Annotated in this window: 26 protein-coding genes; 13 read left to right on the forward strand and 13 right to left on the reverse strand. The window is 62.2% G+C overall.

Annotated elements, in window-relative coordinates:
* Positions 1-47 precede the first annotated feature (47 nt).
* The 7 genes from AC09SL_RS07230 to AC09SL_RS07260 all read left to right on the forward strand — a co-directional run bounded on the left by AC09SL_RS07230 (position 48) and on the right by AC09SL_RS07260 (position 5,762).
* Entirely contained in the window at positions 48-926 is an 879-nt protein-coding gene (locus AC09SL_RS07230; RefSeq protein ID WP_058543480.1) for an MBL fold metallo-hydrolase, read from the forward strand.
* Between the two features lie 44 nt (positions 927-970).
* Positions 971-2,641 carry a bifunctional protein tyrosine phosphatase family protein/NAD(P)/FAD-dependent oxidoreductase gene (locus AC09SL_RS07235; protein WP_058543481.1) on the forward strand — a complete coding sequence of 557 codons (1,671 nt, stop codon included), beginning with the start codon at positions 971-973 and terminating at the stop codon, positions 2,639-2,641.
* A gap of 28 nt (positions 2,642-2,669) precedes the next feature.
* Positions 2,670-3,473, forward strand: coding sequence for a sulfite exporter TauE/SafE family protein (locus AC09SL_RS07240; RefSeq protein ID WP_058543482.1), 804 nt, complete (start codon positions 2,670-2,672; stop codon positions 3,471-3,473).
* A 43-nt stretch (positions 3,474-3,516) separates the two neighbouring features.
* The gene (locus tag AC09SL_RS07245; RefSeq protein ID WP_058543483.1) at positions 3,517-3,951 is read left to right on the forward strand and encodes a YeeE/YedE family protein; all 435 of its coding nucleotides are present in this window, start codon (positions 3,517-3,519) and stop codon (positions 3,949-3,951) included.
* A gap of 2 nt (positions 3,952-3,953) precedes the next feature.
* Positions 3,954-4,373: a DUF6691 family protein gene (locus AC09SL_RS07250; RefSeq protein WP_058543484.1), complete on the forward strand. Its 420-nt coding sequence runs from the start codon at positions 3,954-3,956 to the stop codon at positions 4,371-4,373.
* A gap of 13 nt (positions 4,374-4,386) precedes the next feature.
* Entirely contained in the window at positions 4,387-4,575 is a 189-nt protein-coding gene (locus AC09SL_RS07255) for a YgaP family membrane protein (RefSeq protein WP_058543485.1), read from the forward strand.
* A 95-nt stretch (positions 4,576-4,670) separates the two neighbouring features.
* Positions 4,671-5,762, forward strand: a complete 1,092-nt coding sequence (locus tag AC09SL_RS07260; RefSeq protein ID WP_058543486.1) for an ArsO family NAD(P)H-dependent flavin-containing monooxygenase — start codon at positions 4,671-4,673, stop codon at positions 5,760-5,762.
* Between the two features lie 45 nt (positions 5,763-5,807).
* Here the strand turns inward: AC09SL_RS07260 and AC09SL_RS07265 are convergent, their stop codons facing one another.
* The 7 genes from AC09SL_RS07265 to AC09SL_RS07295 are packed head-to-tail and all read right to left on the reverse strand — an operon-like array spanning position 5,808 to position 12,102.
* On the reverse strand, positions 5,808-7,175 hold the full coding sequence (locus AC09SL_RS07265) for a sensor histidine kinase (protein ID WP_058543487.1): 1,368 nt from the start codon (positions 7,173-7,175) through the stop codon (positions 5,808-5,810).
* Complete coding sequence (locus AC09SL_RS07270; protein ID WP_058543488.1) at positions 7,172-7,834, reverse strand: response regulator; 663 nt, start codon at positions 7,832-7,834, stop codon at positions 7,172-7,174. The genes AC09SL_RS07265 and AC09SL_RS07270 overlap by 4 nt, the downstream gene beginning before the upstream one ends.
* An 11-nt stretch (positions 7,835-7,845) precedes the next feature.
* Complete coding sequence (locus AC09SL_RS07275; RefSeq protein ID WP_058543489.1) at positions 7,846-8,490, reverse strand: tetratricopeptide repeat protein; 645 nt, start codon at positions 8,488-8,490, stop codon at positions 7,846-7,848.
* Positions 8,487-9,296: an SDR family oxidoreductase gene (locus tag AC09SL_RS07280; protein WP_058543490.1), complete on the reverse strand. Its 810-nt coding sequence runs from the start codon at positions 9,294-9,296 to the stop codon at positions 8,487-8,489. Before AC09SL_RS07280 ends, AC09SL_RS07275 begins: the two co-directional genes overlap by 4 nt.
* Complete coding sequence (locus AC09SL_RS07285; protein ID WP_058543491.1) at positions 9,283-9,957, reverse strand: iron-containing redox enzyme family protein; 675 nt, start codon at positions 9,955-9,957, stop codon at positions 9,283-9,285. The genes AC09SL_RS07280 and AC09SL_RS07285 overlap by 14 nt, the downstream gene beginning before the upstream one ends.
* Positions 9,954-11,435, reverse strand: coding sequence for an AMP-binding protein (locus AC09SL_RS07290; RefSeq protein ID WP_058543492.1), 1,482 nt, complete (start codon positions 11,433-11,435; stop codon positions 9,954-9,956). Before AC09SL_RS07290 ends, AC09SL_RS07285 begins: the two co-directional genes overlap by 4 nt.
* A complete protein-coding gene (locus AC09SL_RS07295) occupies positions 11,425-12,102 on the reverse strand; it encodes a thermostable hemolysin (RefSeq protein WP_058543493.1) in 678 nt (225 codons plus the stop codon). The genes AC09SL_RS07290 and AC09SL_RS07295 overlap by 11 nt, the downstream gene beginning before the upstream one ends.
* A 244-nt stretch (positions 12,103-12,346) precedes the next feature.
* Here AC09SL_RS07295 and AC09SL_RS07300 point away from each other — a divergent pair, with 244 nt between their 5' ends.
* Entirely contained in the window at positions 12,347-14,053 is a 1,707-nt protein-coding gene (locus AC09SL_RS07300; protein WP_058543495.1) for an amidase, read from the forward strand.
* 156 nt (positions 14,054-14,209) lie between these two features.
* On the opposite strand, the gene AC09SL_RS07305 is transcribed toward AC09SL_RS07300, so the two are convergent.
* Entirely contained in the window at positions 14,210-15,064 is an 855-nt protein-coding gene (locus AC09SL_RS07305) for a LysR family transcriptional regulator (RefSeq protein ID WP_058545386.1), read from the reverse strand.
* A gap of 74 nt (positions 15,065-15,138) precedes the next feature.
* Between AC09SL_RS07305 and AC09SL_RS07310 the strand changes: the two genes are divergently transcribed.
* Together AC09SL_RS07310 and AC09SL_RS07315 are read left to right on the forward strand one after the other, a co-directional pair.
* Positions 15,139-16,095, forward strand: coding sequence for a DMT family transporter (locus AC09SL_RS07310; RefSeq protein WP_058545387.1), 957 nt, complete (start codon positions 15,139-15,141; stop codon positions 16,093-16,095).
* 91 nt (positions 16,096-16,186) lie between these two features.
* Positions 16,187-16,585, forward strand: a complete 399-nt coding sequence (locus AC09SL_RS07315) for a VOC family protein (RefSeq protein WP_058545388.1) — start codon at positions 16,187-16,189, stop codon at positions 16,583-16,585.
* A gap of 24 nt (positions 16,586-16,609) precedes the next feature.
* On the opposite strand, the gene AC09SL_RS07320 is transcribed toward AC09SL_RS07315, so the two are convergent.
* Entirely contained in the window at positions 16,610-17,545 is a 936-nt protein-coding gene (locus AC09SL_RS07320; RefSeq protein ID WP_058545389.1) for a LysR family transcriptional regulator, read from the reverse strand.
* Positions 17,546-17,696: 151 nt separating this feature from the next.
* Here AC09SL_RS07320 and AC09SL_RS07325 point away from each other — a divergent pair, with 151 nt between their 5' ends.
* Both AC09SL_RS07325 and AC09SL_RS07330 read left to right on the forward strand, forming a co-directional pair.
* Entirely contained in the window at positions 17,697-18,926 is a 1,230-nt protein-coding gene (locus AC09SL_RS07325) for an MFS transporter (protein WP_058545390.1), read from the forward strand.
* 99 nt (positions 18,927-19,025) lie between these two features.
* The gene (locus tag AC09SL_RS07330) at positions 19,026-19,907 is read left to right on the forward strand and encodes an AraC family transcriptional regulator (protein WP_058545391.1); all 882 of its coding nucleotides are present in this window, start codon (positions 19,026-19,028) and stop codon (positions 19,905-19,907) included.
* 19 nt (positions 19,908-19,926) lie between these two features.
* On the opposite strand, the gene AC09SL_RS07335 is transcribed toward AC09SL_RS07330, so the two are convergent.
* Together AC09SL_RS07335 and AC09SL_RS07340 are read right to left on the reverse strand one after the other, a co-directional pair.
* Positions 19,927-20,466 (reverse strand): DUF488 domain-containing protein, encoded by a 540-nt coding sequence (locus AC09SL_RS07335; RefSeq protein ID WP_058545392.1) that lies wholly within the window; start codon positions 20,464-20,466, stop codon positions 19,927-19,929.
* Between the two features lie 224 nt (positions 20,467-20,690).
* On the reverse strand, positions 20,691-21,038 hold the full coding sequence (locus AC09SL_RS07340) for a carboxymuconolactone decarboxylase family protein (protein ID WP_058545393.1): 348 nt from the start codon (positions 21,036-21,038) through the stop codon (positions 20,691-20,693).
* A gap of 111 nt (positions 21,039-21,149) precedes the next feature.
* Between AC09SL_RS07340 and AC09SL_RS07345 the strand changes: the two genes are divergently transcribed.
* Positions 21,150-22,073, forward strand: coding sequence for an AraC family transcriptional regulator (locus tag AC09SL_RS07345; protein WP_058545394.1), 924 nt, complete (start codon positions 21,150-21,152; stop codon positions 22,071-22,073).
* Between the two features lie 3 nt (positions 22,074-22,076).
* Here the strand turns inward: AC09SL_RS07345 and AC09SL_RS07350 are convergent, their stop codons facing one another.
* A complete protein-coding gene (locus AC09SL_RS07350; protein WP_231139226.1) occupies positions 22,077-22,229 on the reverse strand; it encodes a thioredoxin domain-containing protein in 153 nt (50 codons plus the stop codon).
* Positions 22,230-22,359: 130 nt separating this feature from the next.
* The gene (locus tag AC09SL_RS07355) at positions 22,360-24,414 is read right to left on the reverse strand and encodes a 2Fe-2S iron-sulfur cluster-binding protein (protein WP_058545395.1); all 2,055 of its coding nucleotides are present in this window, start codon (positions 24,412-24,414) and stop codon (positions 22,360-22,362) included.
* Between the last annotated feature and the right edge of the window lie 154 nt (positions 24,415-24,568).

A 24,568-nucleotide genomic window follows, 5' to 3' on the forward strand; every position in this document is an offset into this window, starting at 1 on the left:
GTCTGTTCTTCAAGCGGTTCGATGAGAGCCCCCGAAGGAGACCGTTCATGACCGTAAAACCGCACGTCGAAGGATTTTTCGATCCTGAGACCCATACCGTCAGCTACTTGGTGCTGGACGAAGCGACCCGCCAGTGCGCCTTGATCGACAGCGTCCTGGATTACGACCCCAAATCCGGCCGTACCACAACCACCTCCGCCGACAAGCTGATCGCCAGGGTGATCGAGCTGGAGGCGAAGGTCGAATGGATTCTTGAAACCCACGTCCATGCCGACCACCTTACCGCCGCGCCGTACCTGAAGGAAAAACTCGGCGGCAAGATAGGGATCGGCAGCCAGATTGCGACGGTACAAGAAGTCTTTGGCTCGCTGTTCAACGTCGGTGGGGAGATGTCCCGCGATGGCAGTCAGTTCGATCGTCTGTTCGTCAATGACGAGACGTTTACGCTCGGCACATTGCAATGCCGTGCGCTCCACACACCGGGCCACACCCCTGCCTGCATGACGTACGTCATCAGCGACGGCGAGGAAACAGCGGCGTTCGTGGGCGACACCTTGTTCATGCCCGACTACGGCACCGCACGGTGTGACTTCCCCGGTGGCGACGCGCATACCTTGTTCCGATCCATCAACAAGGTCTTGAGCCTGCCGGCCAACACCCTGCTCTACACCTGTCACGATTACCAACCCGGTGGCCGCGAGGTGCAATTTTCCAGCACCGTCGCCGAGCAACGCGCCGACAATGTTCATGTCCGTAACGGCATCAGTGAACAAGCATTCGTGGCAATGCGCACCCAGCGCGATGCCTCGCTGGAGATGCCGACGCTCATCCTGCCATCGGTCCAGGTCAACATGCGGGCCGGGCATTTCCCGGAGCCGGAATCGAACGGCACGTGCTACCTGAAAATCCCACTCAATCGGCTCTGAAGACCCGCCCCCCTATAAGAAAAACCGTCATCACGGAGACATTCATGGACATCCACCACCTTGCGTCCGGCCTCTCGATCTCGGGGCAGATTCAACCCGACCAAATGAGTGAGATCAAAACCAGCGGCTTTCGCGCCATCATCTGCAACCGTCCTGATGGTGAAGGCAGCGATCAACCTTTGTTTGCCGACATCCAGCGCGCGGCACAAGCGATGGGTATCGAGGCGCACTACCTTGCCGCAGAGTCCGGCAAGGTGACCGATGAGCAGGGCGTTGCCTTCGGCAAATTGCTCGAGTCCTTGCCCAAGCCAGTGTTGGCGTATTGCCGCTCCGGCATGCGCTCGACGACGATGTGGGCACTGTCCCAGGCCGGCCAGCAGCCCTTGCCGCAGATTGTCGAAGCCGCCAGGAAAGCCGGTTTCGACATGAAAGGCGTCATTCGCAGAATTGCCAACGAGGGACGTACGCCTGTTGGCGTGGCCGAGGCCCGACATTCAGTGGTGATTGTCGGCGGCGGCGCGGCGGGCATCGCCACAGCCTCGAGCCTGTTGGCCCGCGAGCCAGGCCTGGACATCGCCATCATCGATCCGGCGGATGTGCATTATTACCAGCCCGGCTGGACCCTCGTCGGCGGTGGCGTGTTCGAGGCACAACAAACCGCCCACACGATGGGTGCGACCATTCCCCGGGGCGTGCACTGGATCAAAGCGGCTGTCGCGGCTTTCGAACCTGAAAACGACGCCATCATTCTCGATGGGTGCCGCGTGGTCCGCTACGAGCAGTTGATCGTATGCCCGGGCCTGAAACTGGATTGGCATGCCATTGAAGGTTTGCCGCAGACATTGGGGCGCAACGGCGTCACCTCGAACTATCTGTACCACCTGGCCCCCTACACCTGGGAACAGGTGCAGCAACTGCGCAGTGGCCGGGCCATTTTCACGCAGCCCCCCATGCCGATCAAATGCGCCGGGGCCCCTCAAAAAGCGATGTACCTGTGCGCCGACCACTGGAAACGCCAAGGCGTACTCGGCGATATCGAGATCGACTTCTGCAGCGCCGGGGCCGTCCTGTTCGGCGTCCCCGACTACGTGCCGGCCCTGATGGAATATGTCCGTGCCTATGGGATCGACCTGAATTTCGGCAGTACGCTGACGTCGGTCGATGGACCGGCACAAACGGCGACCTTCAGGTGCGTCAAGGCCGATGGCAGTACTCACCTGGTGACGCACGACTTCGACCTGCTGCATGTGGTACCCCCTCAGGTTGCGCCGGATTTTATCCGCGTAAGCCCTCTGGCCGATGGGGCGGGCTGGATCGATGTCGATCCCGACAGCTTGCGGCATAAAACCTGGGCGAATATTCACGCACTGGGCGATGCAACCAATACCAGCAACGCAAAAACCGCAGCGGCGGCGCGCAAGCAGGCGCCCGTGGTCGCCCATAATGTGCTGGCGGCCATGGGCAAGGCCAAGGGCAGCGCCCATTATGACGGCTACGGTTCCTGCCCGCTGACCGTGGAACGAGGCAAGGTCGTGCTCGCTGAATTTACCTACGGCGGCAAGCTTGCCCCCAGCTTCCCGTCCTGGCTGATCGACGGTACTCGGCCTTCGAGACTCGCCTGGCTACTTAAAGAGCGAATTCTTCCGCCGCTGTATTGGAAAGCCATGCTCAAGGGCCGTGAGTGGCTGGCGAAACCTGAACTGGCGGACCTATGAAATCAAACCTCTGCTCCAGGAGACCGAGATGATTGCAGTCCTGGTACTGGGTTTTGCGGTAGGCGTGATCCTGGCGCTGACCGGGGCCGGCGGCGGCATACTCGCCGTCCCGTTCCTGGTTTTTGGCGTGGGCTTGAGCATGGCCGAAGCGGGGCCCATCGGTTTGCTGGCAGTGGGCCTGGCCGCCACCCTGGGCGCCGTGATGGGCCTGCGCAACGGCATCGTGCGCTACAAGGCTGCACTGTTGACGGCCAGTGCGGGGGTCATCTGCTCACCGCTGGGCCTTTGGTTGGCGCAGCGCACGCCCAACCGTCCGTTGACGATCCTGTTTGCCTTGTTGCTGATATACGTGGCATTCCGGGCCTTGCAAAAATCACTGCCCGCTCGCGTCGGGGCCAAGGCATCCGCCACGCGCAAACCGCCGCCCTGTGTCCTGGACGAAAATCGCGGCAAGCTGAACTGGACCGGACCTTGCGCATGGGCGCTCACGGCGTCGGGCATGATCGCCGGGGTGCTTTCCGGGCTGCTCGGTGTGGGTGGCGGTTTCGTCATGGTTCCGGCGCTCCAGCGGTACACCAATTTGACCACGCAGTCTGTGCTCGCCACGTCGCTGACCGTCATCGCTTTGGTTTCCATGTCAGGGGTGCTGGCGAGTTCGGCGATGGGCCACCTGCAATGGCCAATAGCGCTACCCTTTTCCATGGGGGCCATCGTCGGCATGCTCGGCGGGCGCCTGGTCGCTGCGAGGTTGCCGGAACCCTACCTGCAAAGAGGCTTCGCCCTTGTGTCCACGCTGGTAGCGGTCGCGCTGCTGGTAAAAGCCCTGGGTTGAATCGCCTGGTGCAATATCAACGATTGTGCATTGGAGAACGCTGATGAATCTTGACTGGCTCAACTTTACGCCGTGGTCATCCCTGGCCGGCGGCATGTTGATTGGCCTGGCGGCCAGCCTGTTCGTGGTCGCCAACGGCCGGATCGCCGGCATCAGCGGGCTGATCGGCAGCCTGCTGCAGCGGGGCAGCGAAGGCCTGGGCGAAAAGGCCCTGTTTCTCCTGGGCCTGCTCGTCGCGCCGCTGGTATGGGGCGTGTTTGCGACCTTGCCGCCCATCGAGTTCCAGAACGGCTGGTTCGGCCTCACTGTCGCCGGCCTGTTGGTGGGTGTCGGCACTCGTTACGGTTCAGGCTGCACCAGTGGCCATGGCGTGTGCGGCCTGTCACGCCTTTCACCGCGTTCGATGGTCGCCACCGCGTGTTTCATGCTCAGCGGTTTCGCCACGGTATTTGTCCTGCGTCACGTGATGGGGGTTTGAACATGCGCAAACTGACGGCATTCATCGCGGGCTTGCTCTTTGGCTTCGGGCTGCTCCTGGCAGGCATGGCCAACCCGAAAAAGGTGTTGGGTTTTCTGGATCTGGCCGGCACTTGGGACCCGTCCCTGGCGCTGGTGATGATCGGGGCGATTGGCACCGCCATTGTCCCGCTGGCCTGGGCGCGACAACAGACTCATTCGCTGCTGGGCAGCCCCATGCAGTTGCCGGTCAAGCGAGAACTGGACCCACGCCTGATTGGCGGCAGCCTGGTGTTCGGCATCGGCTGGGGCATCGCCGGCATCTGCCCTGGCCCCGCCGTGGCCATCCTGCTGACCGGACACTGGCAAGCCGTTGTGTTCATGCTGGCCATGTTGGCGGGCATGTTGCTGTTCACCGCGCTGGAAACCCGGCGCGTTCATTGATCGGGAGAGTGCCATGAAAGCTAACATTGGAACCATTGACCGGGGCGCACGTATTGCCGTGGGGCTTGTCCTCATCATCCTGAGCCTGACGGGCTTGATCGGCGCGTGGGGCTGGATTGGCCTGGTGCCACTGGCCACGGGTATCTTTCGCTTCTGCCCGCTCTATTCGTTGCTGGGCATCAAGACCTGCAAACGTTGCTGAGGCGCACAGCGGCCTTTCTCCTGGAACGGCCATTGACCTTGCAAGCCCCTCTTGGAGCCTTGCAACTGGCTCCCTCAACCGAAGGATTCGCCGCCATGCCCTGCTCACAGCCCGAGACATTTGACGTTGTCATCGTCGGTGGGGGCCAAGCAGCCTTGGCGGTGGCCTATTTCCTGCGACGCACGCCTCTGTCGTTCGTCCTTCTCGACGCCCAGGCAGAACCCGGTGGTGCCTGGCGCCACGGCTGGAACTCGCTACGACTCTTTTCCCCGGCGACCTGGAGTTCGATCCCCGGCTGGATGATGCCCCCCACACAGGATGGCAATCCGTCACGAGACCATGTGATCGACTACCTCACGCAGTATGAACAGCGCTATGGATTGCCCGTGGTACGGCCGGTACAAGTCACGCGTGTGGAACGCACAGCAAAGGGTTTGCGCGTACATTCCCCGGACAGGCAATGGGACGCCCGGGTCGTGGTCAGTGCAACGGGCACGTGGAGCAACCCCTACATCCCTCACTACCCTGATGCGGCCTTGTTCGCCGGCCAGCAGGTGCATTCGGCGGACTATGTCGAGGCGTCCCCTTTCGCCGGCAAGAAAGTCCTGGTGGTGGGTGGCGGTAATTCAGGGGCGCAGATTCTGGCCGAGGTGTCGAAAATCGCCGAGACCACTTGGGTCACTCCCGTCGAGCCGCTGTTCCTTCCCGACGAAGTGGATGGACGGGTGTTGTTCGAGCGTGCAACCGAGCGCTGGAAGGCCCAGCAGGAAGGTCGCGTCATCGACCAACCCGTGGGAGGCTTGGGTGACATCGTCATGGTGCCGTCGGTGGTCGAGGCCCGTGAACGCAACGCCCTGCAGTCGGTCAGGCCATTCGTGCGCTTTAGCCGCAACGGTGTGATCTGGGCCGACGGCCGCGAATCGGCGGTGGACGTGGTGATCTGGTGCACCGGCTTCAGGCCTGCCCTGCAGCACCTTGATGCGCTGGGGGTGCTCAACAACGAAGGTCGCGTGGCGGTCGAGGGCACCCGCTCGACACAAGAGCCCAGGCTGTGGCTGGTCGGCTACGGCGAGTGGACGGGTTCGGCTTCCGCCACCCTGATCGGCGTTACACGTACCGCTCGCAGCACGGTCGGCGAGATCGTCGACTTTCTCGCCGAACAACCCAGGGGCGACGCGCCCGCTTGAACCACCCGATGAGGTCGGCAACCTGTCATGGCGCCGAAGAATCGCCTAGAAGCGCCCTATTTCCAAGGTCGCGCACAGCCCGCCCTCGGCACGATTTTCCAAGCGTATGCGCCCCCCCAGACGAGCCGCGATGGTGCGCACGATCGTCAGCCCCAACCCCGCCCCCTGGTCGTTGCCGCGACTGTAGAACCGCTCGAAGAGCCGCTCCCGCTCGGCCTCGTCGATACCTGGCCCCTGGTCTTCGACTGACAACTCGTAGTGATCGTCCTTCCTGACCAGTCGTACGGTGATCGTGCCGTTGGCCGGAGAAAAATTGGCCGCGTTGGTCACCAGGTTGTTCAAGGCGATGTCGATGGCCACCGGGTCGATTCGAACCGGGCCGATGTCATCGCTGACATCCAGCACCGGCTCGAGTCCCTTGCTCAACAACCAGGGCGTCAGTTGAACCAGGCTGGCACGAACCGTGGCGGGCAAATCTATGACTGCCGGTGTCGGAACACCTGCCTGCGGTTCGACCCGCGCCATGGTGAGCAGTTGATTGACCAGACGCGTGGTGCGATCGACGCCAGCGATCAGGTGTTCCAGGGACTCGCGACGGCTTTGCTCGCTCCCCGCCTCCATCAGGTTCTGTGCATGCACCCGCAGCACGGCCAAGGGCGTACGCATTTCATGGGCGGCGTCGGCGATGAAGCGCCGCTCACGGCCCATCACCTCCTGGATTTGCGCCAATACGCGGTTGAGCGCCGCCTGCATGGGCTCAAGCTCCGTAGGGAGCGGCATCATTTGCAGGGGTTCAAGTGAGCCGGGATGCCTGGCCCGCAACTTTGCCGCCATATCGACCAGAGGCTTGAGCCCCCAGCCGATGGCCAACCAGATCACCACGGCAAGCACCACGCTGCCGATCAGGTTCGGCACGACGGTGTGGCGAACAATGCGATCGACCAGGTCGGCACGCACGTCGTCGCGCTCGCCTACCCAGATCTTCAAGCCGTATTGCGCATCGTCCAGGACGAACGCCCGCCACTTACGGTTGTTCCGGTCCACGATGTCACTGAAGCCCGGTGCGCCAGGCGGTGAGGTGAACGACGGTGCGCTGGACGTATGAACCAGCACCGAACCTTGGGAGTTCCAGACCTGGAAAGCGATCTTGCTTTCATAGGGATGACCGTCAACTTTAGGCACCGCCTGCCCCAATGCCGAATTGAACGCCTGGTACAACTCGGCGTGCTCCTTGCTCGCCATCGGCATGCGCATCACGCCCTGCAGCAGCCGGGCATTCTGCGCCAACTGGGCATCGTAGACCTCGGCGATTTCGTGGTTGCTGTCATGCAGGTTGAAGACGGTGATGATCAACAGGCCAAGGAACAGCAGGCCGAGAATCAACGTGAGGGTGCGGCGCCGGATCGAACTCATCGGCGCTCCTCCACCAGGTAACCGACACCGCGGATGGTACGGATCAGGTCCGTGGAGAATTTCTTGCGCAGGTGATGGATGTGCACTTCCAGGGTGTTGCTCTCGGCCTCCTCGCTCCAGCCATAGAGCAACTGCATCAGATGATCGCGGGTCATGACACGGCCCGGTGGCGAGAGCAGTTCATGGAGCAGCTGATATTCCTTGGGCGTCAGGGCCACCGGCTTGCCTTGGTAACTGACTTGCTGGGTGCCGGGGTTCAGGCTGATGCCGGCATGTTCGATCAACGCTTGGGCGCGGCCGGCGCTGCGGCGCAACAAGGCCCTGAGCCGGGCCTTGAGTTCTGCCAGGTCGAACGGTTTGATCAGATAGTCATCGGCTCCGGCGTCCAACCCGGCAATGCGATCCTCGGTGGCATCCCGGGCCGTGAGGATCAGCACCGGCAGGTTGGAACCACTGTCACGCAAGCGCCGCAATACTTGCAGGCCATCCATGCGTGGCAGGCCCAGGTCGAGCACCGCCAGGTCGAAGGCTTCACTGAGCAATGAATGCAAGGCGCTGCTGCCGTCCTGCACCCAGTCGACGGTATAGCCTTCGCGACTCAGGGCCTGATGGATGCCTTCGCCCAAGGCCACGTCATCCTCGATCAGTAATAAACGCACATACGCTCCTGTCAGTTCAGTTGCTTGTTCACATTCACCAGTAAAGCGTCGATCTCCTTGCGGCGCCCGGCATCGGCCGTTTCTCGACCCGGCCGCGGTGCTGCCTGCAAGGCTTTTTGAAGCGCTGCCTTGGCTTCGCCATAGCGCTTTTGACGGTAGAGGTGATCGCCCCAAAAGTACAGGCTGTCGATGCCGTTGGGGTTGAGTTGCAACGCCTGCTGGAGCAATTGCTCGGCCTTGTCCGAGTCGCCGAATCCCAGGGGCCAGCCCGGCACTCGGTCGTAGAGTGCGCCGAGGCTGGTGTAGGCCGAGCCTTGCAGGGCCTTGGGGTCCAGGGTCAGGGCTTTTTCCAGGTCACCCTTGGCATCCTTGACCTTGCCCAGCGCGCCGATCCCACCCTTGGCGCCGGCCCAACTGCTGTTGACGATGCCGGACCAGATCCACGCTTCGGCCACCGACTGGCGCTCCTGCTTGAACGCCGAGGCCTGGACGGCGAGCTTTTCGAACGCATCGGCACGCTGGCCTTCGGGCAATTCATATTGAATGTGGGCCCAACGCTGCTGGATGTCACTGAGACGTTGCTGGTCGGCCGCCTCCAACGCCCAGACGCTTTGGCTCAGGGTGCCGATCAATAGGTAAGCGAGGATTTTTTTCATGGTTTGAGGTGCTCGTTTTCAGGTTTGTGACTGAGGCGGCGCACCAGCGGCAATTGCTTGCGCAGGCCACGGTCCACCAAGTTGGGCAGCAGGCTGTTGAGGCCGACAAAAAAGCGTTCAGGCCAGCCCAGATACAGTTCGCGTCGGTCGCCGATGATCGCGTGGATCACCGCCGCCGCTACGGTTTGCGGGTCGTCGACGTTGGCCTTCAGGGCCTGGTTGAGCGCGTCGGCCGCCGGGCTGTTCATCGAGGTACGGGTGGCCCGGGGCGCTACATAGAGCACCCCGACACGGGTATCGGCCAACTCCCGGCGCAAGGCTTCGGAAAAACCGCGCAAGGCAAACTTGCTGGCGCAATAGCTGGCGTAGCCCGGGTAGCCGATCGATCCATAGGTCGAACCGACGTTGACCACCATCGCGCTGTCAGCCTGCTTGAGCAGCGGCAAGAGCAGTTTGGTCAGGCAGATCGGCGCGCTGATGTTCAACGCCAGCATGGCGTTGATCTCGCTGTCGTCGAGTTGTTCGAGCATGGCGAAATGGTTCACGCCAGCGGCATTGATCAGCAGGTTGATGCCGCCCTGGGCCTCGGCGGCGACCAGCACTTTGCGCCGGTCGGCGAGCAAGGTCAGGTCAGCTTCGACCCAGCTCAATTGCTGCGGATACTGCTCCAGCAACGGCTGCAAGGCTTCGCGATGCCTGGCCACGGCCAGCACCCGCGCGCCACTGGCGCACAGGGCGGCGGCGATGGCCTGGCCGATTCCGCCGCTGGCGCCAGTCAGCACGACACGGGCATCACACAGGCGCATGTTCATGCTCCCCGTCGCGCGGCAGGCCCCGGAACATGTCGGTGTACAACCGGTACACCACCTTGGAGGCATGGATCACCGCAGCCTGGTCCGCCGGATCGTCCAGCCGGTTCATCAGGCCGCGATAAGTCTGCATATGCTCGATGTCCAGCGATCCATGGGAGCTGAGGTAACTGAACGCCGTAGGCGGCAATTCCAGGCGCTGGCGGATACTGTCGGCGGCATGGGTCGCCAGGGCGATACTGGTGCCCTCCAGCACATTGACCATGCCGAACAGGCCTACCGGGTTGCCTCGGGCGATCAAGTCGTAGAGGTAACTGACCATCAGCTCAATGGGCAACGAAGGTTGGCCGTTGCGCACCGCCTCCTTATCGCCACCGCACACGGCAATGTCATCCAGCACCCATTGTTCATGGCCGTACTCTTCGTCGATGTATTCGCACACCGCCTTGCGCAGCCATTCCAGGTGCGTTGGCAGGCGCGCTCCGCAGGCCATCATCAATGGCACCGTATGGCGCACGTGGTAATACGCCTGGATCAGGAAACCCCGGTAACTGGCCAGGCTGACCTGGCCGTCGAGGGCGTCACGGATGATTGGCAGATTGAACAGGGTCTGGCGCTCTTGCTGGGTGGCTTCTTGCAACGTGTCAAAAAAACTCATGATGCGGATTCCTCGGACAAGACAGATGAAGTGAGCTGCGCGCGGTAATGCTCGACGATGGCCTCCCGGCGGGGCCGGCCATTGGCGGTGAGCATGCCGTTGGCAGCGCTGAAAGGTTGGTCCAGGCGCGTCCAGCGATGGACCCGTGCGTAATCGGGCAGCGTGTCGTTGGCCTTGGCCACGGCCAGCTCCAACGTTTGATCCGTGCAGTCGGCCCGGGCGGGCCAGAGCAGCGCATGGTTGTGCGGCAAGGCTTCGCCATAAACGAAGGCCTGGGCAATGTCACCGCCCTGGGTGAGTTCGGCTTCAACCCATTCGGGGTTCACGTTGCGACCGAAACTGGTGACGAACTGGTGCTTCTTGCGACCGCGCAGGTAAAGAAAACCGTCTTCGTCGAATTCACCCAGGTCGCCGCTGGGCCACCACTCGCCGGTGTGCAGGGGTTCACCCAGATAACCCAGCAGGGTCGAGCCCTTGATCAGGACTTCGCCGTCATCGGCCAAGCGGATCTCCACATGGGGCAGCGGCTGGCCGACACTGCCGGCACGATGGGCCTGGGGCCGATTGAGGCAGACCACCGAGGCGCATTCCGACAGCCCATAGCCTTCAAACACTGGCAGGCCAACACGCTGGGCCCGCTGCAACAAATCGTGGGACACCCGTGCCCCGCCAACGGCGGCGAAGCGCACGATGTGCGGGTTGAACATCTTCTGTTCGGCTGCCGTGACCAACATCAACAGCAGCTGCGGAACCAGGATCAGGCTGTGCGCCCGACGCTCGGCCAGGCATCCCAGCAGGCGCGTCGGGTCGACCCCGCTGGCGCCCTGGATGCCGAGGGTCTTCTGGCTGGGCAGGCTCAGCATGGCTCCGGCATACAACGCCGCGTAGCAGCCAAGGTTTTCCAGCAGAATCGCCAAGGGCAATAACGCCAGGTGATGCCTGGCCTCGACCGGTTGGCTGGCCTGCTCCAGTTCACGGGCCACCCGCAACAGGCTGTCGGCGCTCAAGCAGACGCCTTTGGGCGTGCCGGTGGTGCCGGAGGTGAATGTCAGTTTGGCGGTGCCTGCCGGCAGACGGCTCGGCCCGTCGAAGTGCCGCCGCCAGAATTCGCCACTGTGCTGGTACCCGGCAGCTTGCAGTTCTGCGTCGAACGCAGGCTCGGCAATCACTCGCTCGGCCTGGCTCTGTTCCAGGCAGTGCCGACGTTGAGCCTGGCTGAAAAAACCGGGCAGGATGACACAGGTCAGCCCTTCGAACAGTGCGGCAAGGTCCCAGAGCATCGCTTCGATGCCGTTGTCCAGGGCCAGGGCGACCACGCTGATGTGCTCATCGCGCAGGCGCTGCTGGCGGTACACCACTTCGGAATAGAGTGTCGCGTAGTCGAGCTGCGAGCCGTCGCCCCACAGCGCCACGGCATGGCCCCTGCGTTCAGCGTGCCCGCGCAGGGTGCGCTTGAAGCGTTCCATTTCAGGCGACATGGCTGGTTTCTCCGAGGTCCGTAGGCAGTCCCAGGCGATTGAACAGGCCGCTATTGCGCAAATGAATGAAACCGGCGCGGATGTTGCCGACATGAACCCACGGCTGGCTCTCGTAGTAGCGACCCCAGAGATGGCGGTCCTCGCCGAGGCGCTGCGGGTCGGCCGGGCACAGCGTCACAGGCTTGAGGCCCAGGCGATGAAAGCTGTTGACCAGGCCGATATTGCCGGTGAACGCGACCCACTCCAGGCCGCCCATGGCCAACAGATAAGTGATCGCGATGATGCTCAGCCGGGCGCTGCCCGTGTCGCTGGCGGCCAGGTTGCCAACCTCGACGATGCCGGCGCGGTCCACCGGACGGTCGGCGGCGGCGCTGATCAAAGGCTCGATGGGGCTGTCCAGATATCGTTCGAGGAACAGCGGCCCCTGTACGGCCCGGCGCACGCCAGCGGCTGCGCAGAGCGTGCCGTGGACATCGTCGAGCCCGAACAGCTCCGGCATGAAGTGACGAATATCGGCGCCATGGACCTGGCGAAAACGCTGCTGGATGAACGCTTCGAACTCTGCGCGCCGTGGGTGGTCCGGCAGGGCCCGGTACAAGTGGCGAACCGGCGGGCCGGCGTCACCGAAGGCCAGCGGCAAGTGGATGTTCCAGTCGAAATCGGGCATGGGTCAACGTTCTCCCTCGGGCTATTGGGAGAAAGTATCGAGGCCGTTTCTTAACGAAGTCTGAAGGTGGCAGATTTTGGATCGTTCCAGAGACAGTCCGGTCAAACCTGAACTGCCCCTGATCGCCATTCCGTAGTACAGTGCGCAAGTCCGATAAATATCCACTTTGAGATGACCTGAAGTCTCAGGAGCAACTTCAATGGACCCGAACACCCCGCCATCCCTCTGCCGCGGCGCTAACAGCATGATCGAAATCACCGAAGCCTCCATTGCCCAATTGCGCGCTGCGCTGGAGTCGGGCCAGACAACGGCGGTAGCGCTTGTCCAGGCCTACCTCGCCAGGATCGATGCCTATGACGGCCCCGATACGCCCACCGCCCTCAACGCGGTGGTGGTGCGCAACCCCGATGCATTGAAAGAGGCCCAGGCCTGCGATGCTCGTCGGGCCAGCGGCCAGACCCTGGGGCCGCTTGACGGCATTCCCTACACGGCCAAGGACAGTTACCTGGTCAAGGGGCTCACCGCCGCTTCCGGCAGCCCGGCGTTCAAGGACCTGGTTGCCTATCGCGATGCGTTCACCATCGAACGGCTTCGTGCCGCCGGGGCCATTTGCCTGGGCAAGACCAACATGCCGCCCATGGCCAACGGCGGCATGCAGCGCGGGGTGTATGGCCGTGCCGAGAGCCCGTACAACGGCGACTACCTCACTGCCCCCTTTGCCTCCGGCTCCTCGAACGGTGCGGGCACGGCAACTGCCGCCAGTTTCGCGGCGTTCGGCCTTGCCGAAGAAACCTGGTCGAGCGGGCGCGGTCCAGCGTCGAACAATGGCTTGTGCGCGTATACGCCGTCGCGCGGCGTGATCTCGGTGCGTGGCAACTGGCCGTTGACGCCGACGATGGACGTCGTCGTGCCCTACGCCAGGACCATGGCCGACCTGCTCGAAGTGCTGGACATAGTGGTCGCCGAGGACCCGGACACCCGTGGCGACCTGTGGCGCCTGCAACCCTGGGTGCCGATTCCGAGCGTTGACTCGGTTCGTCCGGCCTCGTATCCAAGCCTTGCCAGCCCCCCCGGTGCGCTGGCAGGCGTTCGGTTCGGCGTGCCTCGGATGTACATCAACGCCGATCCTGAAGCGGGCACGGCCCAGGCCCCCGGCATCGGTGGCCCGACGGGGCAGCGAATCATCACCCGCGCCTCGGTGATCGAGCTCTGGGAGCAAGCGCGCAAGGCGCTTGAGGCCTGTGGCGCCGAAGTGGTCGAGGTGGATTTCCCCCTGGTGTCCAATTGCGAGGGCGATCGTCCTGGCGCACCCACGGTATTCACCCGCGGCCTGGTTTCCAAAGAGTTCCTGCACCATGAATTGTGGGACCTGTCGGCCTGGGCATTCGATGATTTCCTGCGGGCCAACGGCGATCCAGCGTTGAATCGCCTGGCCGACGTCGACGGGCCGAAGATCTTCCCCCACGACCCGGGCACCCTGCCCAACCGAGAGGACGATCTGGCCGCCGGCATGGATGAATACGTGAAGATGGCCCAACGCGGCATCACGCCGTGGGACCAGATCCCGACCCTGCCCGACGGCCTGCGTGGGCTTGAAGAGACACGGCGAATCGATCTGGAAGACTGGATGGAGCGGCTGGGCCTGGACGCGGTGATCTTCCCCACCGTCGCCGACGTCGGGCCGGCCGATGCGGACATCAACCCGGCGTCTGCCGATATCGCCTGGAGCAACGGCGTCTGGGTCGCCAATGGCAACCTTGCCATCCGCCATCTGGGCGTGCCGACTGTCACCGTGCCGATGGGCGTCATGGCGGACATCGGCATGCCCGTCGGGCTCACGTTCGCTGGCCGCGCCTATGACGATTCGACGCTGTTGCGACTGGCTTCGGCGTTTGAATCGATTGGTTCAAAACGCCTGATCCCGCCGCGGACGCCGCCGCTGTCGGCATGACCTAGCCATGGGGGAGCTTGGGGTTGCTGCGCAGCCCAGCGGGAGCAAGCTCCCTCGCCACAAAAGCAGCGCTCGACTTCATTTTTGAGTACGGGCGCAACCCCGTGGCGAGGGAGCTTGCTCCCGCTGGACGGCGCAGCAGTCCCTGGACCGGTTCTACAGCCGGAAATACTGTTGCATGGCACGGGAAAGCAGGTTCACCGCCTCATCGGCGTGTGATGCCTGGGCTCGCATGAACACCACCTCGTGCTCCGCGATGACCGGCAGGCCTTCGAGGATCTGCATCGCATCCGTCACCCGGGCACGGTCTATCAGGCTGATCGCCAACCCGGCCTCCACACACGCCTTGACGGCTTGGTTGGAGGGGCTTTCCAGGACGACTCGGGTCCTGCGGCCGCTTTGCCTGAGGGCCTCCATCATCGCTTGCCGATAAGGGCATTGCGCCGCATGCACCGCCAGCGGCAGCGGCTCCATCGAAACCACCGTCGCGTGGACCGGCCCGACCCAGACCGGCGTGGTGGAAACCAGCACCTGCCCGCCAGCACTGACCTGCCCCTTCGGCTGCGCAACGACCGCTGCCTGGAGTTTGCCGCGCTGCACCAGGTCACGGAGTGCGTAGCTCGGCGCGGTCTTGAGTTCCAGCACCACGTTGGGCCACGCGGCGGCGAAGGTCGGAAGGATGTCGCGGATGACATGCTCGGCGTATTCATCCGGCACGCCCAAGGTGATGCGTCCCGCCAGCCGGGTTCCGTGCAGGTCGGCCAGCACCCGGTCATGGGTGCTCAGCAGTTCCGTCGTCGCCACGAGCAAACGCTTGCCCAACGCGGTGAGGGACACCGATTGATTGTCCCGGTTGAGCAGGCGCCCGCCAGCGACCGCTTCCAGGCGCTGAATATGCACGCTGACCGCCGCCGGGCTTTTGTGCAGCTGTTCTGCCGCCGCACTGAATTTGCCGATCCGCGCCACCGCATGAAAGGTACGTATCAAGTCGATATCAAGTATGGCTGTCATGATTCAATTTTCGCGAATGACTGATGCATTACATTTTGATTTATTAGATTACGCGGGTTTCGTAGCCTGTGGTCATGAACCCGAATAAATCGATGAGCTGCACTTCACTGCCCAAGCCCGACTGGCTCTGGCTGATTCCATTGCCATTGCTCGAGGCGGCGTTGCTGCTGACGTGGAGCTCCGGCTTCGTCGGCGCGCGCTTCTCCATTGATTACGCACCAGCATTGCTGGTGGTGTTCTGGCGCTGCGTCGTGGTCACGCTGGTCCTGTTACCCTTCGTCGCCAGAGCGCTGCGCCGAACGTCACCCATCGTGCTGTTGAAAAATGCCGGCATCGGCCTTCTGGCGATGGCGGGCTACCTGGCCGGTATCACCCAAGGCATCGCCCTGGGTGTGCCGACGGGCCTGGCCGCGCTTGTCGCCGACCTGCTGCCGATGGGCCTGGCGCTGTTGGCTGCGGGCGTACTGCGGCAACGACTGGCCTGGCAGGTCTGGGCCGGGCTGCTCATCGGCCTGCTCGGCGTCATGCTGGTGACCCAAGGTGCGCTGGCGTGGGGCAGCGCGCCCTGGTGGGCCTATGGCCTGCCGCTGCTTGGCATGCTCTCGCTCGCCGTCGCGACCCTGTGGCAGAAATATCTACCCCCCGCGCAATCGCTGGGCCTGTTGCCTAACTTGTGGCTGCAATGCTGCGTTTCGGGCCTGGCCTTCGCCTTGGTCGAAGGCGCCCATGGCAGCCTGGCGCCAGTACCCAGCACCGGATTTGCACTGAGCGTCTTGTGGACGGCTGGCCTGTCGACGATGGGCGGCTATGGGCTCTACTGGCTGTGCCTGCGCCGCGCGACCGCAACCCGGGTCGCCAGCGTCCTGTATCTCAGCCCGCCCATTACGATGCTCTGGGCCTGGGCGATGTTCAACGAACCGCTTTCATGGCAGATGGTGTTGGGGATGGCGGTATCCGCAATCGGCATCTGGCTGGTCGTCGGCACCGAAGCCCGGCAAGCCAGGCATCGAGCGTCTGAGCACGAGTCTTAACAGCCGGGGCTTGGCAGCGTGATGATTGCTGTGGCAGCGTACGTAGGCGTTTCAAACATTCCTCGCGCCCACAGGCAAAACGGTAGCCATCATGATCTCGCATGTTTTTCTAGGTATCGCCGACTTTGATCGCGCCTTCGTGTTCTATTCAAAACTCATGGACGGACTGGGCCTTACATTGAAATTCAGCGATGCCAGTAAAGGCTGGGCTGGATGGATTGCCGAGCATTCACCGCGTCCGATCTTCGTGATTGGAAAACCCTTTGATGGCAAAGCGCACGAACCCGGCAACGGACAGATGGTGGCCCTGCTTGCGCCCAGCCGGGAAGCCGTCAGGAACAGCTACGCAACAGCACTGGCACTGGGTGGGACGTGTGAGGGAGAACCCGGTTTGAGGCCCCACTACCACCCCGATTATTACGGCGCCTACTTTCGAGACCTCGATGGCAACAAGCTGTGCGTCTGCTGCCATGATGCGGTGTCGACTTAGTCGGGGCACCAAGGGCAAGAACTTCTATAGCCGTTGCGCCCGCCCTCCTGCCGCCTGAGCCAAACTGGCCGTCAGCGCATCCAATAAAGCCGCGACCTTGGGCAGCGTCCCACGGTTTTTCTGCCAGCCAAGATTGATCGCCATTCCATCAGTTGCACACTGGGGCAGCACTTCAACCAATGTCCCCTCATCCAGTTGCCGCTGGACCAACCAGGACGGTAATTGGGCAATACCGCAACCTGCCAATACCGCCATCACCAGGCCCTCGCCATCGCCCACCACCAACGTTGGCGCAACCTGTTTGCTGACCGTTTCGCCCCGGTGGCGCCCGGCAAAATTCCAGGGGCTGACGTTTCCATCCGGCCAACCGTAGGCGATGCACTGGTGATGTTCCAGATCGAGGTCGATCAGGGGCGTGCCATGCCTGGCCAGATACGCAGGTGATGCACAGAAAATATGCCATTCGCGGCCAAGATAGCGATGCCCCCAGGTGGCCGGCCAAATGTCCGCGCCGCCCAAACGGATCACAATGTCCACCCCTTCCTGCACAGGGTCGATGAAGCCATCGGAGAACGAAATGTGTGGCACCAGTTGCGGGTAGTCCTGCAGGCATCGCAAGACGATAGGCAGCACCTGGGATCGGCCGAAGGCCCCGGGAAGATCGATTCGAACTCTGCCACGTGGCTCGGCGTTTTCAGCGTGCAGCGATAATTCAGCCTCTTCCAGGTCTGCCAGCACACCTGTGCAGGTGCGAAGGAAGGCGCGCCCTGCATCAGTCAGCGAAACACGTCGAGTCGTGCGATCGAACAGTCGAACCCCAAGCCGGCTCTCCAGGCGCGCAACGCTTTTGCTGATCGCAGAACTGGTCAGGCTCATCCGCTCTGCGGCGGCCTTGAAGCTGCCGGACTCGGCAACGCAGACAAATACATCGAGCCCCTTCAATCGCTCCGAGGAAAACATGGGCATCCTTAATTCGTGAATTGAGTTCAACCAATACGGGAAAAAACATCATAAATCAGAACGTGATTCCTCAGTAAGCTTGGCAGCCGCGTGTCCGTCCGCGAGACGACGCTGGCCCTCCCATAAACATCTGCGGTCGTATGAGGCAAGGATGCTCGCTACCCTTAAACGCTATCCCACGTCAGTCAATTTGCTGCTTTCAGCGTCACTCATCCTGACGCTGGCCCGGGCAATCACACTGCCCTACCTGGTCATCTACCTGTCGGACAGCTTTGGACTGAACGTTGCCGATATCGGCCTGGTGATCGGCAGCACATTGATCATCGGCTCCTTGTTGAGCCTCTACGGCGGCTTCCTGGTGGACAACGTGCCCAGCCACCGGCTCATCCTGGGGTTCAGCGGACTGTTCACGGCGGGTTTTCTCGGAACGTTCCTGGCTCGCGATCTCTGGTTGTTCTACAGCTGCCTGGTGCTGATCAACCTGGCTTATGCCGTCATCGATATCGCGGTCAAGGCCGGATTTGGCAGCTTGCTGCCAGTCGCCGAGCGCAGCGAAGCGTTCTCGATCAAATACACGCTGACCAACATCGGCTATGCCGTTGGGCCATTTCTCGGTGCGGGGATAGCCGAGCTGGATATCAGCCTTCCATTCCTGTTGTCCGGCATGCTGGGTGCCGGATTCTGCCTGGTCTATTTCCGCTGGGGCGACAGGGGCCTGGCGGTCGTCGATGCGAGCCACTGTGGGAGCGAGCTTGCTCGCGAAAGCGGTAAACCCGCACCTTTCCTGGCCGTAGGCAAACTTCTGCTGCGCGATTACCGCCTGGTGTGCTTCACCCTCGGCGGCCTGCTCAGCGCGGTGGTCTTCGGCCAGTTCACGGCCTATCTCTCACAGTACCTGGTGGTCACGACTACAGCGCAGTTCACCTACCGCATCATCAGCGCCCTTGTGACGACCAACGCGCTGATGGTGATCAGCCTGCAATACGCCATCGGCCGAAAGATTTCCCACCGTCATCTGAACCTGTGGCTGGCGGCGGGGCTGAGCCTGTTCATCCTCGGCTTGGCCGGTTTCGCCCTGGCCGACACCCTCCTGGTGTGGGTGATCGCCATGGCGGTGTTCACGGTGGGTGAGATCATCGTCTTCCCCGCTGAATACATGTTCATCGACAACATCGCCCCCGACCATCTGCGCGGCATGTACTACGCCGCGCAGAATCTCGGCAACCTCGGCGCCGCCTCCGGACCGGTGCTGTGTGGCGTCGTATTGGCAACGCAGCCGCCTCACTACATCTTCTACATGCTCGCCCTGTTCATTGTTGCCGGTGGTGTGTTTTATTTCCTGGGGACTTGCCGGCTGATCGACGCGCCGGCCAAGACCTAATGCATGGCCTGTCACCAGGCTGGGCGCTCAAGACAGCAAGATCGGTCGAGCGCATTTTGCTTGTCGGCCTCATGCTGGTGTCCTCAACGGGAGAAAACCATGACCGACACACACAAGCGCTACCAGTCCCGGATGCAGAAGGTGCTCGATTACATTGACCTGCATCTTGATGACTGCCTGGACCTGGATACGTTGAGTGGCGTTGCGGCTTTTTCGAAATACCATTTTCACCGGCAGTTCATGGCGAAGTTCAATTTGCCCTTGAATCGCTATGTCCAACTCGCCCGCATGAAACGCGCCTCCTACAAGCTGGCATTTCGCGAACGTGAAACGATCACGGATATCGCCATGGACGCTGGTTACACCGCACCTGATGCCTTTGCCCGTGTATTTCGACAACGCGTGGGACAACAACCATCGAGTTTCCGCAAGGCTCCCGACTGGGAGCGCTGGAGTACGACGTTCAAGCCATTGCACATAGCGAGGAACAGTCTCATGCCCACCCTCTATCAGCCCAGCGACGTACAGATCCGCAGGGTTGCGGCGACAACCGTCGCGATCATGGAACACCGAGGCGATCCCTCGACGCTCGGTACGACGATCCAACGTTTCATTGCCTGGCGGCGCAGTGTCGGCCTGATCCCGCCGATCAGTCCGACCTTCAACGTATTTCACGCTGACCCGCATACGACGCCCCCGGAAGACTATCGCTTGGATTTATGCGCTGGAACGGACCAGCCGATCATGCCGAACGGGCAAGCGATCAAGGAAGGCTGCATTCCGGCCAGTCGCTGTGCAGTCCTGCGGGTCGAGGGTGCAGGCGATGATCTCGAACCCGCCGCGTCGTTTCTGTACAGGGAGTGGCTGCCGGCCAGTGGTGAGGAACCGGGAAATTTCCCGCTCTATTGCCAGCGCATGACGTTCTTTCCGGACGTTGCAGAGAACGAAACCATTACCGAGCTTTTTCTGCCGCTGAGGTGATCGTTTATCCGGCGCTTGCTCAAGCTTGGGTTGCAGGGTATGACAGCTTCAACCCTTGCACCTTCGCGGCAGGATTCAATACGGCTTTGTTGGCCTTGTCTTTGTCCATGATATGGAAGACCTCCCTGTCACGGAGCAATAGGTAGTCCGCGATGATCCGCCGATGGCAACGCCACCAGACTGCTTCGGCACACATGATGGCGCATCGTCGGGTCCGGCTGAGGGTCATGAGCCGTTCAAGCCCCTTCTCGAACTCGTCCGACAACGCGTAATCCGCGTAATTGTGAAAGCTGCGATTTTCCCAGAACCCATTGAGGTCATCGGGAACGATCCTGGATTTTTTCCGCAGTCCGCCCAGTTCCCGAATCTGCTCATGCTCGATACCGAAGGGCGACAACTGTTCCGGGAGCGTATCGAGGTTGTACTGAGGGTTTGTCCGCGATCTGGGAACGGTCCTGACGTCGACGATCATCTCGACGTTGAAGCTTTTCAATGTCTGCACAAACTGCTCAATGCTCCTGGTTGAATGACCGATTGTGTAGACACTGACATTTTCCATTGGCGCGACCCGCACGTTGATCCTGGTATTTGTATTAGGAGCAATGGCTTGATGGGTTAGTTCTCTACATTGAAATGGAGGAGCTCTCCTCGCCATGGGTTCTGCGTTATCTGATCGGCGTTTGCTTCAGCATCCGCATCACAAAGACGCCAGCCTTCGCCAGCAATTTGAGGGGTGTTGTGTGTATATCCGTTGCCGCAGCAACGGATATACACACATACAAATCACACCGGCGCTTTCAGCATGTCATACGCCTCAAGCGAGCGCAGCGAGTAGATATAGGCCGCCCCCGCATTCAACGAAATCGCGGTTGCCAAGGCCGCTGCGACCTCCTCGCGACTCGCGCCGGCTTTGATCGCCGCGTCCGTGTGGGCGGCGATGCAACCGTCGCAGCGGGTGGTGACGGCGATGGCGATCGAGATCAGCTCGCGGGTCTTGGCATCGAGTACATTGTTTTCGCTGGCGGCTTCTCCTAGCGCCATATAGGCCTTGACCATTTTCGGGTTGCTGCGGCCCAGCGCGCCGAAAGCTTTCTGAATGGTGGGCAACATTTCGGACCAGTTATTGAACATGGCATTAACTCCTGAGTGGGTTGGGTGTACTGTTTTGACGCCCTCAGTTTTCCACCCTGGCGCCACTCGGGTTTGCTCAATGCGCTCAGTTTTTTTTGGCGAAACGCTCAAATGAATGCGATCGATAAACTCATCAGCCTGGCCAACGTGCGCGGCAGCCTGGACCTGCGCTGTCAGTTCCAGGGTGACTGGGCCCTGGATCACGGGCAGCAAGCCCTGGGCATAGCGCCCTATCACATCGTGCTGGCCGGTGAATGCCGTGTCGAGCTTGCCGATGGGCAGCGCTTGCCCATGCGCGCCGGTGACATCCTGCTGTTGCCGCGAGGCGCGCCCCACCTCATGCACAGCCCTGGCAAAACAGTGACGCCGACCTCCCCCCGAGTTGTGACCGGGGGCACCTTGCCGATTCATCGCATTGGCGGCGCCAGCGCGGAGCTGGACATGCTTTGCGGGGGCTTTCATTTCAACCGGGCTTCGTTGCTGTTCGGTGCCTTGCCCGAATACCTGGTGATTCCCAGCGGCGCATTACCGGCCAATGGACCGTTACCGGCGCTGGTGGCGGTCATGCGCGCAGAAGCGGATGGGGACAAGGTCGGCGCGCGCTTCTTGCTCGATGCCCTGTCCCAGGCGCTGTTCACCCTGATCCTGCGTGCACACCTGGCCAGCCAGGGTCAGGACAGCGGCTCGCTGGCCCTGCTCGGCGATAAACGCCTGGGCCGGGCCTGGCAGGCGATGCTGGCGGACCCTGCGCACGAGTGGACCATCCAAGGCCTGGCGGACATCGCGAGCATGTCCCGGGCCAACTTCATGCGCGCATTCGTCAAGGTGGCCGGCGTCTCGCCGTGGGTGTTGTTGACGCAAGTACGCATGGAGTTGGCCTTCAGCCTGCTCAGCCACTCACACTTGGGGCTGAGCGATATTGCCGTACAGGTTGGCTACCAATCCCAGGCCGCGTTCAGCAAGAAATTCAAGGAACTCTACGGCGAGGCGCCAGGACGCGTGCGCCGCGGGATGCTGGGCCCAAGCGCGAGCTGACACTCAAGAAACATTCGCTCGCAGGGCCGGGTGCTCGCGCAGGCGCTCGACGATGTAGTCCGAGCGTTGGCAGGCCAACAGCGAGAGCATCAGCTCGACACGATGGGCCTGCCCCGACAGCGGGTGGAGATAAAGTTCGAGCGCTTTCTCAGACATGACGTACTCCATGTTTTTTTCGCCCGAAGCGGTGATCGCGTCGATGGCGCTATCCTCTGCTCCTGTCCCGGACAGCGGAATAACCCGCTTTTACAAGCCACCCTTTCACCTGGTGAAACAGCCAGGCCGCCTAAACCTCAAGCACCAACGGCTCGCTCCCCTGGGCCGGTACGGCGCAACAGATCAGCACCTCACCTTCACCAACCGGTTCGGCCGGCAGGCTCAAGTAGTGCACCTGACCGCGGCTCAAGCGGGTTTTGCAGGTTCCACAGGAACCGCCGCGGCAACTGAATTCCGGGTTCAGGCCGCGCGCTTCGGCCAGTTCCAGCAGCGTCCCACTGCCGGGCTCCCAACGTGCCTCCTTGCCAGAGCTGGCGAACAAGACCTTCACCGCTTCACTCGCAACCGGCACTTGCTGGGGCGCTGGCATGCTGACTTCGAGATCCCGCACAAGTGTGGAGGGGCCGAAGGTTTCCGCGTGGATGCGATCGTCAGGGATGCGCAGCTTGCGCAGCCCGTCGTACAGCGCCTGGGTAAAGCTGCCCGGCCCGCACAAATAGAAGTCGTAGTCGTTGAGCGGCAGCAGTTTCTTGAGCAGCTCCACATCGATCCGGCCCGCCAGGTCATAGCCTTCGGCGTCCTCTCTCTCGGTGGGCGGTTGGCTGACCATGCGCACAACCTTGAGCTTGTCGCCAGCACGGGCGGCCAGTTCGTCGATTTCGTCACGGAACGCCAGATCGGCCACCGAGCGAGCGCTTTGCACCAGCCAGACCGGGCGCATGCGGCTGATACGTTGCCCCTGGTAAACCACCTCGCGCAGCATCGACAACAGCGGCGTAATGCCCACCCCTGCGGCCAACAAGACCAATGGGCGTCGCTCGGTGGCCTGGACGGTGAAATGGCCCTGAGGCGCCCGCGCCTCGATCTCGTGCAGCGCTTGCACTTGATCATGCAGATGGGACGACACCGAGCCATCGCGCTTGACGCTGATGCGCAAGAAATCATCCGACGGCGCACTGGATACGCTGTAGGTCCGGATCGATGGTGCGTTCTGCCCTTCCAGCAGGATCCGCACCGGCAAATGTTGCCCGGCTTCAAACCGGGGCAAACCCAAGCCATCGCTCGCCTGCAAGTAGAACGAGCGAATGTTGTGGCTCTCATCCACCACCCGCGCGACCCGCAACGCACGCCAGCGGCTACGCAGCGCCTCGGCCTGCAAGCGCTCGGCGGCCTGCTCCCAACTGCCGGTCATCAATGAATTGGGCGAGTCGCCTTCGTCCTGGTCCGTCCAGCGCAGCGCAATGGCGGCTGGGCGATAAACGATGCGTTGCGGGATAAAGCGCAACAGCCGCTCGGCGCCTTGGAACGCGCTGATCTCGGGATCGTCCAGCAGCACTTGCGCCGAGCCACTCATTTGCAGCAGATCGCCCGTCTGGAAATCGACGAACACCAGCCCGGCCCGTGGGTTGAGCAGGATGTTGCCCAGCGTGTTGAAGAACAGGTTGCCGGAAAAGTCCGGAATGGTCAGCGATCCGTCTTCATCCATGCGCACAAACCCCGGCTTGCCGCCACGGTGAGACGCATCGACCTGCCGCTCGCCATCGCGCACCACATAGGTGGCGATATAGAACGAGTCGGCCGCCGTCACCAGGCGCCGCACCAGCGGGTCTGACACGGTCAGTTGACGCGGCGCCACGGCCTGCGCGTCGACAAAGTGATACTGGCGCAGGTTGATGTAGCGAGGGCAGTTGCCATACGCCTGGCTCACTGAAATCTCGAGCCCCGGGGCAAGCTGACGACGTACGACACCGTTCATGCGGTTGCGCCGGCGGGTGTGCAACTCGATGCCCAGCATCCCGATGGCATCGCCCTCGCCCATGCCCTCCTGGGCCGGGTCGTTCGGCTCAGGCGCAAGGTTGATGTGCAGGGTCTGCGGATCGGGCGAGTTCATGAAGCCCGGTTGCCCAGCGCGCAGGGTCGCCCAGACGTCGCCTTGCCGATTCACCGCCCCCAGCACCACGAAAGGCAACTGGGCATAGAACTCCCGGTGCTGGTCCGGCATCCACGTGCGCGCCAATTGCCGTTGACCGACACTGGCCATCATGTCGACTGCCCCGACGGAGCGCTGCAAGGCCAGCTCTCCTTCGTGCCAGGGCGAGGTTTTTGCTTGCAAGGCTTCGTCCATCAGCTACTCCTCGCGCTCGCAGCATGAACGCCTGCGCCAGTGCGCTTCGGTTTGGGATTCTCCGCCATCGTTTGCACGGTTGTGCAAGTGGCTGGGGTCATCTTCTGCCCAAAGCGGCGGCGCAGGAATACGCACAAACTGCAATCCACCGTTT

The organism is Pseudomonas sp. PF05 (assembly GCF_056521845.1).